We start from the raw sequence: 8,110 nt of genomic DNA, 5'->3' as shown, positions 1-8,110 counted from the left end.
GCGATGAGCCCGCCGGATTTGGCAAATTGCCTCACTCGACCATTGCAGGATCGCGCGCCGGACCAATCCGCTATTCTCCGGCGACGCCGTCGGTGTTCCGCAGCGAATATGGCGGAGTTCCGAAACGAAAGAATCCACCGTCGACGAGAAAGTCCGCCCGGGCGGACCAATGGGTCAGGGCAGGTCGAACAAGTCGAGATTCATCACCTTGTCCCACGCGGACACGAAGTCGCGTATGAACTTCTCCTCGGCGTCCTCGCTCGCGTAGACCTCCGAGATTGCGCGCAGCACGGAGTCGGCCGCGAAAGCGAGGTCGACGCGACTGGCGAGCCACTTGACCTCGCCGGTGTGTCGGTCGCGGCCCTCGTAGACTGCTGTCGAGGCGGCGGTGTCCGACCTCGGTGCCCACTCGATATCCATGTCGAGCAAGCTGACGAAGAATTCGTTGGTCAGCGTGCCCGGTGTCGAGGTGAACTCGCCCAAAGGGGACTGGCCGTGGTTGGCGCCGAGCACGCGCAGCCCACCGAGCAGCACTGTCATCTCGGGGGCGCTCAGGGTCAACTGACTCGCGCGGTCGACGAGCAGGTGTTCCGGCGGCAGCCGGTTGCCCTTGCCGACGTAGTTGCGGAATGCATCCGCGGTGGGCTCGAGCGCGGAGAACCACTCGACATCGGTCCACTCCTGTGTCGCGTCCGTACGCCCCTGCCGGCAGGGGACTTCGATGTCGTGACCGGTCTTGGCGGCGGCATGTTCGATCGCGGCGCACCCACCGAGCACGATCAGATCGGCCAGCGAGATCTTCTTGCCCCCGCGATGGGAATCGTTGAACCTCTGGCGGATCTGCTCCAGTGTGCCCAGGACGGTCACCAGGGTCTCAGGCTCGTTGACCTCCCAGTTCCGCTGCGGTTCGAGACAGATGCGCGCCCCATTCGCCCCGCCGCGCTTGTCACTGTTTCGGAACGTCGAAGCCGAAGCCCACGCCGTGGAGACGAGTTGCGATACCGACAGGCCCGACTCGAGGATCTGACACTTGAGCGCGACGATGTCGTCGGCATCAGCGAGCTCGTGATCGACTTCTGGCACCGGGTGCTGCCAGATCATTCGTTCGGACGGGACCAGTGGTCCCAAGTAACGCTGGATCGGGCCCATGTCGATGTGCGTGAGCTTGAACCACGCCCGCGCGAACGCGTCCGCAAGCTGGTCCGGATTCTCGAGGAAGCGCAGCGCGATCGCTCTGTACGTTCGATCTTCCTGCAACGCGAGATCCGTGGTGAGCATCGTCGGGGCATGGGTCTTGGACGGGTCGTGGGCGTCTGGAACCGTGCCGGCCCCGGCACCGTCGCGCGGGACCCACTGCCACATCCCGGTAGGGCTGAGCGCCACTTCCCACTCATAGGCGAACAGTGTCTCGAGGAAACTGTTGTCCCACTTGGTCGGCGTGGACGTCCAGATCCCTTCGAGCCCACTGGTGACGGTGTCGGCGCCGTTGCCAGTGCCGAAACTGTTCGCCCAGCCCAGGCCAGTTGCCTCCAGCGGTGCGCCTTCGGGTTCGGGACCGAGGCAGCCGCCGGGGTCGGCCCGTCCGTGGGATTTGCCGAACGTGTGCCCGCCCGCGATCAGCGCGACAGTCTCCTCGTCGTTCATCCCCATCCGGCGGAACGTCTGACGGATGTCGCGCGCGGAGGCCAACGGGTCGGGCACCGTGGCCGGTCCCTGCGGGTCGACGTAGATCAGTCCCATCTCGGTGGCCGCCAGGGGTTCGTCCAGATCCCTTACCCCGCTGTGTCGTTCGTCCGCGAGCCACGTGCTCTCCGGGCCCCAGTAGGTCTCGTCGGGCTCCCACACGTCCACCCGGCCGCCTGCGAACCCGAACGACTTGAACCCCATCGACTCCAGCGCGCGATTGCCCGCGAAGACCATCAGGTCGGACCAGGAGATCTTGAGGCCATACTTCTTCTTCACCGGCCACAGCAGCCGGCGCGCCTTGTCCAGGTTGCGGTTGTCTGGAAATCCGTTCAAGGGGGCGAAGCGCAGCATCCCCGCGCTGGGGCCGCCCCGGCCGTCACCGACGCGGTAGGTGCCGGCGCTGTGCCAGGCCATCCGCAGCACGAGCGGTCCGTAATGACCAAAGTCGGCGGGCCACCAGTCTTGCGAGGTCGTCAGCACCTGGTCAACATCGCGTGCCAACTCGTCGAGATCGATGGACAGGAACTCTTTGGCGTAGTCGAAGTCCTCGTCCAACGGATTGGCCGCACAGCAGGGCCGAGCCAGGGCCTTCAGGTTGAGCCGGCTGGGCCAATCGAGTTGGTCCCTCCTTGCCGCGGGGTGATTGCGCCGCTTGAGCGACCCGCGCACGCACACGGTCTGGTCGTAGGTCCTGTTGACGTAAGCGTCAGGGCTCTCGGGCATTGGCCTTCCTTCCGGGCTCTCTAAGCCTCAGATACCGAGCGCACAGCGCACCGCGCGCACGTTCCGCCGGGACACCGGCACCATCGTGTTGTCGTGATCGTCCATGACCAGAACCAGCTCGCCCTTGTCTCGACGTTCGACCTCCCGAATACGGTTCAGGTTCACGATGTGTCGGCGATGTACCCGCAGGAATCCGGCGTTGGCCAGTTCGTTGTCGAGCTTGTCCAGGCCGGGCGAGGCGGCCCGCAGCCTGCCCTGGTCCGTGGACAGCCATACCTCGTTGCCATCCGATTCGGCGAACAAGACTTCTGGCGCCCGCAGCAGCACCATCCGGTTCCCCCGGACACCGACCACTCGACGGGGTTGTTCCTCGGCGTACGCGCCTGCTTCGGCCCGCGGCAACTGCTCGCCGTCGGAGACACCGAAGGAGATCAGGTGTCCGACCAGATTGCCGTACCGGAACACCGGGCGAATTGCGATCGGCGAAGGTTCGTCAGCGAGGTGGGTGAAGATCTGTGTCGAGCCGATCCAATCGGGGTTGTGACTCGCCTGCTTGCTGGCGTACCGGACGGCGTCGATGAATGCCGGGAGCTTCGGATTCCAGCGCACTGCCGGGTCGACTGCCGGGGTGTTGCTCGGCACACCGAGCGGCACGCTCGCCGTTTCATCGGCGATCACTACCTTGCCCCCGGTGTCGACGGCGGCCAGTGCATCAGTCGACCGTGCCCGGGCGTGGTTGTACGCGCCGAGCAGTTCGGCGCCGCCGTCGCGGGCGCAATTGCGCAATTTGCTCTGGGTGTGCGCGGCGGCGTTCGCCAGCCATGCGCTCGCGGCCGCTGGCATGTCACTGCGCAAACTCGAGATGTTCAGGCTCGCGATCGGTTCCTTGCTCACCACGTGCCGCACCGCGACGCCTGCGCAGGTCCATTCGTGGAAGGCCTGGCACCAGTGTTCTTCCCGCTTGATCACCAGGGGGTTTCGGGTTCCCATGGCGGTGCCAATGCCGTTCGTGCCCACCGCGCTCTCCGACCAGCAGAACCACGGCGCGAGGCCGCTCCCGGCGGCGACGGTAAGGGTGGCCTTGTCGCCCCACTCGGCCAGGACCCTGCCGTTGGCGTCGGCGATTATCACGATGCCGAATTTGGACACCTCGTGGACCATGGCTGCGGCACGAAAACCCAGTTCCGCGAAGACGACATCGTGTTCGAGCGAATGGTCGACCTCCGTGACCGCCGCAGGCGCTTCGGACAGGAACGGGTCGACGCGGTACTGATCCCGACACCGTTGCCAGGAGATCGCCACTTCGGGCCGCACGCCGCGGACGTCGTCATCCCCCTGTACGAAGCGTTCCCAAGCGTCATACAACGCAGGCTGATTCGCGTCGCGGGATATCGGTTTTAGCTGCGCGCTTGACATCGGGGTCCACCTTTGCGTGCTGGACTTGTGTTGACGAACCCATGGATGCCCGAGTGGACACTCCGGGCCATGCCCCTACGAGCCCTGGTGCATTGCGTGACGTGGATCATATACCTCCTCGATTGTGATTGTTTCGAGCAAAGGACCCACGGACGGTTTACGAAATGACCGGCGTTCCCGGCTAAGTCACGCCGCGACGTTAGCCAGCCGGGCCGGCGACGTCCTCGGCTGCTCTGAGCACGCGGAGGGTGTTCTCGCCGGCGAGCTTGGCCACGTCGGCCCTGGACCAGCCGCGGTCGGCGAGGGCGGCGAAGAGCCGCGGATACCCCGACACATCCTCCAGTCCCTCGGGCATCCCCTCGCCCCCCATGTAGTCACCCCCGATGCCGACATGGTCCACGCCGGCGACCGCACGCACGTGCTCGATGTGTGCCACGACTTGCGTCAACGTTGCGACGGGCGGTGGCGACCGCTCGGCCAGCCCAATCATCAGTGCGTCGTACGCCGGATCGCCCTTCTGGATGCCACGGCGTCGAGCCTCCGCCTTTGCCTCCGCGTGCCAACGGGCGACCGCCGGTGAGACGAACGCGGGCAGGAACGTCACCATGCACACGCCGTCGTTCTGCGCCAATGTCGCCAGGACGTCGTCGGGCACGTTGCGTGGGTGGTCGCACACCGCACGGGCGGAGGAGTGGCTGAAGATCGCAGGCGCGGCGGTCACCCGCAGCGCGTGCCGCATGACGTCAGCAGACACGTGCGAGAGATCGACAAGCATTCCGAGCCGGTTCATCTCACGCACGACGTCCTCACCGAACTCCGACAATCCGTGCAGCACAGGGTCGTCGGTCGCCGCGTCGGCCCATGGCACGTTCTTGTTGTGGGTCAAGGTGAGGTAGCGCACCCCCAACGCGCGCATCATGCGCAGGACCGCTAGCGATCCGTCGATGCAGTGGCCACCCTCCATGCCCAACAGCGATGCGATCCGGTCGCCCGACGCCGAAACCTCGTCCGCGGTCGTCGCAAGCATCAGTCGGTCGGGGTAGCGAGCCACGAGGCGCCGCACGAAGTCGATCTGCTCCAGCGTGGCGGTCACTGCCGAGGGACCGGCGAAAAGCTCAGGGGACACGTACACCGACCAGAATTGCCCAGTAACGCCGCCGGCCTCAAGTCGCTTCAGGTCCGTGTGCAGGTCGGGCACCACCTCAGTCAGGTCGACGGCGTCCAGGTCGGCGTCGTACTCCCGGCGCATCGCCCACGCGAGATCGTTGTGACCGTCGATCAGCATCGTCGTCACATCTCCTCCGACCGTTGGGGCTTGGTCCACGCGCACGTTTCCCATCGAACGTGACCGCCGTCACCTTACGGTTCAGCCGTTCCGTTTCAAACGAAAGCGGGCCAACGACCGCTCGCCCGAGCTGGGGTGCCACTCGACGGCATCTGAGAACCTTTCGTGGCCGAGCCAGTCGGTCGGGAGCCGGACCTACGGCGGCTCACCCGCGCGCATGGTCGCGGGGGCGACGCTCACCACTCCGCGGTAAACCCACCCCCCCGATCACCCGTTGGGTCGATGTCGGCGGAACTGGGTCACTGGTGTGCTGGGGGTCACACCGATGAAGTGAAGTTGGGAAGATTCATGGGAACTGAGATATTTGTGATCGACGCCGACACCGACACCGACGTCTCTCGTCGTCTCCGACGACTCGGAGCCACGGTGATCGCCGTCCCGTCATTGTCGGCGCGCGACCTCCCGTCGGCGTATGACGGCAAGCGACCAGACCTGCGGCCCGCGTGCACTACTCGGCCGGATCGTCGGCGTAGCCACCTGCACGTGAGATCGTCGCGTGCCGTCGTGCGAGGGCCGGACGCCGCAGAGGCGGCGACGATGCTGACCAGGCGGGACCGCACCGCCGCCACCATCAGCTACGACCTGAACATCGCCGCGGTCACCAAGGGACGCCTGTCACCGGCAGACCTGACCTCGATCGAGTCGATGATCGGATGCAGTGACATCGTCACACTGAGTGAGGGCGACCTCAAGTCACTGCGCCCCGGAGAGCGGCATGCCGATGCGGTTCGCTGGTTGATGGCGTGCGGGCCCGCGATGATCGCGGTGACCAATGGCATGGGGGGCTACGTCGGGTATGTCAGGGGCGGCTCCGTGCCGTCTCACGGCTGCCGTGCCGCCGACGTCGGCGCCACACACGGTCTCAGCGAAAAATTGACTGCAGGCCTGCTATACGCATTGGACGAGCGGGACCTGCTCGGCGCCGGCGCATACGAGGCGTTGCGGGGAATCGGTCTCCGCGAGGTCAACGACGTATTCAGCGACGCGAATCGCTATGGCGCATCGGCATCTTCGCCCCTCGGATCCGCACTCACGACCCCCGCTACGCAGCGGCCACGCGCTTGCGGCAGGAAATCGTGCTGGGAGCGTAGCCGCGACACCCACCCCGTCTGTGTCGCTCGGTGGGCCGGTCGTGCCCACAGCCATGCTTGCCGAGCCCGCGACGCACTGCCCCCACCGTTCTGATGTGGAACGGCCTGTCAAGTGGTGATTGAAAGTTATTGAGCGGGGCTGGTTTAGGTGTCGGTTCCCCGTCCATGCTTAACGGTGGCAGCGTCTCGGGGGTCAAGGCGCAGCGCCCGCAGGGCGTGAGCCCGAGGACGAACGGCCTTGACGCCGATGAGATGGCTGCCACCACGCTGAGGGGGCGGGGGCCGTGGGCGTGAAGGGTGACGCGTCGAAGCGGCGTGTACCGGAAGACCGCCACTCTGATGTACGCGGATCGAGCCCAGCAAGTAGGTCATTCGCAGGCTGGTGCCCCTTACTGGGTCGGGACAGCGACGCGCGCTGACGCCATAAAACGGACGAGGGTCTTGGTCCTGCGACGGCGGGTGCTTCGACGCGTCACGGGCTTGTAAACGGTCGCCACGTTCCGATCGTCGTGGCGCTGGTTGGTCATGATCAGGTAGTCATTTCGGCCCAACAAAAGCCGGCAAGCTCACGGGCAATAGCAGTGGCGATAACCGATTTGACGTTCTTGCGAGCGGCCAGCGTGCGGAACCGTCGACACAACCGCAGCTACGCCGCCCAGGACCGCGTCACGGTGTCAGCGGGGACGTCCTGCTGGCGTTGACGCAGCCGCGGCCCAATCCAGGGCCGGTGTTGATAGGCCCACACTGACTCGATGACTGAGTGCGCACCACAGTGCTGCCGGCCTTGGTGATATGCCCGCGGCGAATCGTTTCGCCCGAGGACCGCTCGGTGGGCACCAGTCCGGTGAATCCCATGAATGCCGGGGCTCGCCCAAACCGGCGCCAGTCACCGACCGGCAATTGACCGCGCTCTGGGCTCGGGATGGACCGCGCAGAGTCTCATGGCTCACCTGTCACGAAGTCCAGAGGGAGTGCGGTTACCCCGCCGCGGTCCTTGCACGGCGCCTTGCTGAGCTCCCAACGCCACCGAGCACGTTGCTCCGACGTGGCATGCCTTGGTGCGGCGAGTGCGAAGACGATCAGTCGCGGACCATCACCACCACACTGCCCGACGGAACCGAGGCGGCGGCATTCTGCCCCCGCTGCAGTCCTCAAATGCGGCCACGCTCGGTCGACCCGAACGTATCCGATTTCAGCTCAATAGGGGGTGAAACAATTGGAGAACAAAGTCTTTGACCAACTACCACTGCTGCTTACTGTCCCCCGGGCTGCGGCGATCCTCGGAATCAGTCGCGCATCTGCCTATCGGCTGGTGGCCACAGGCGAGCTGCCGTCGCGGCGACTCGGCGGCCGCGTCTACGTCGTTACCGCCGCACTGCGCGAACTCGTTGCCGCATAGGTGATCGATTCGCCTGCGCGCCAGCTGAACTCGCGAGCGGAGCGCGAGAGCCAACCCGAGCTGCTAGTGGGTGGAACAAACATGATCACCGCCCAGACCATCCTCGGTTCGCCCGTTGTCGCCGGGAGGAACTGAACTAACGTGGGTGTCGACATCATTGCGGTTCCGGATGAGCCGCCGCCTCAGCAGACCAAGCGCACACGGCGTGCGGAGCCGATCACCAAAGGGCAGCGAAGAACGGCTCGATCACAGTCCCCGCACGTGGCGTCAAGCCAGTTACAGTGCGTTCCACGCTGACTACCTTCGGAATGGTCATTGAATCGTTCGTCGATCAGGGTGCTTTGCCCCGCAACGTCATTGCACTCGTCGAGCGCCCCGCCGACGCGATCATCGACGAAACCTCCGGAACCTCCAAATCGTGGACGCTCGCCGAGGTCGAACGCTTCCGCG

The 8,110-nt window shown here is 65.5% G+C and carries 6 protein-coding genes; 2 read left to right on the top strand and 4 right to left on the bottom strand.

The annotated features are described in order from the left end of the window. Nucleotides 1-174: 174 nt before the first annotated feature. The 3 genes from katG to QOC69_RS21495 form a co-directional block, all read right to left on the bottom strand. Complete coding sequence (gene katG, locus QOC69_RS21505) at nucleotides 175-2,409, bottom strand: catalase/peroxidase HPI (RefSeq protein ID WP_526443342.1); 2,235 nt, start codon at nucleotides 2,407-2,409, stop codon at nucleotides 175-177. Nucleotides 2,410-2,436: 27 nt separating this feature from the next. After that, nucleotides 2,437-3,825 (bottom strand): LytTR family DNA-binding domain-containing protein, encoded by a 1,389-nt coding sequence (locus QOC69_RS21500; RefSeq protein WP_526443340.1) that lies wholly within the window; start codon nucleotides 3,823-3,825, stop codon nucleotides 2,437-2,439. 199 nt (nucleotides 3,826-4,024) lie between these two features. After that, nucleotides 4,025-5,110, bottom strand: coding sequence for a dipeptidase (locus QOC69_RS21495; RefSeq protein ID WP_526443344.1), 1,086 nt, complete (start codon nucleotides 5,108-5,110; stop codon nucleotides 4,025-4,027). Nucleotides 5,111-5,458: 348 nt separating this feature from the next. On the opposite strand from QOC69_RS21495, the gene QOC69_RS21490 reads away from it, so the two are divergent. Then, on the top strand, nucleotides 5,459-6,355 hold the full coding sequence (locus tag QOC69_RS21490) for a hypothetical protein (protein ID WP_526443338.1): 897 nt from the start codon (nucleotides 5,459-5,461) through the stop codon (nucleotides 6,353-6,355). A 572-nt stretch (nucleotides 6,356-6,927) separates the two neighbouring features. On the opposite strand, the gene QOC69_RS21485 is transcribed toward QOC69_RS21490, so the two are convergent. Next, entirely contained in the window at nucleotides 6,928-7,116 is a 189-nt protein-coding gene (locus tag QOC69_RS21485) for a transposase (protein WP_526443336.1), read from the bottom strand. 352 nt (nucleotides 7,117-7,468) lie between these two features. On the opposite strand from QOC69_RS21485, the gene QOC69_RS21480 reads away from it, so the two are divergent. Then, complete coding sequence (locus QOC69_RS21480) at nucleotides 7,469-7,660, top strand: helix-turn-helix domain-containing protein (RefSeq protein ID WP_353369450.1); 192 nt, start codon at nucleotides 7,469-7,471, stop codon at nucleotides 7,658-7,660. The last annotated feature ends 450 nt before the right edge of the window (nucleotides 7,661-8,110 follow it).

This window comes from Mycobacterium sp., from assembly GCF_032162105.1.
In the GTDB taxonomy this organism is placed as follows: Bacteria; Actinomycetota; Actinomycetes; order Mycobacteriales; family Mycobacteriaceae; genus Mycobacterium.
The sequence above is the reverse complement of the archived record's forward strand: the minus strand, read 5'-3'. Positions and strand labels throughout refer to the sequence as shown.